Origin of the sequence: Vibrio sp. 10N.261.52.A1 (assembly GCF_002876325.1) — a bacterium.
GTDB classification, from domain to species: Bacteria; Pseudomonadota; Gammaproteobacteria; order Enterobacterales; family Vibrionaceae; genus Vibrio; species Vibrio chagasii.
This window is the reverse complement of the sequence record NZ_MCYD01000328.1, coordinates 1-210: the sequence shown is the minus strand read 5'-3', so window position 1 is coordinate 210 and position 210 is coordinate 1. Positions and strand designations below refer to the sequence as shown.

The 210-nt window shown below is 51.9% G+C and carries 1 pseudogene; it reads right to left on the bottom strand.

Features of this window, described 5'->3' with window-relative positions:
- Positions 1–210 (bottom strand): annotated as a pseudogene (locus BCT81_RS04025) (IS5/IS1182 family transposase); the annotation flags it as partial.

The following is a 210-nucleotide window of genomic DNA, read 5'->3' as shown; positions in this document are numbered from 1 at the left end:
AGGCTGCCCCTTCTCGTGGCGGGATAAGCGGAACCGCTCGCTTTATCCGTATGGCATCATGGCAGTTCCTTGTGTCATAAGCGCCATCACCTGATATTTCAATGATTTTACGACGTGTCTGCTTGAGTAAGTTGGGGAGCACTTCGGCATCGGTTACGCCAGACTCTGCGCTTCCCATCAGTACCATGCTTCTTGACCTTCCATTCACCT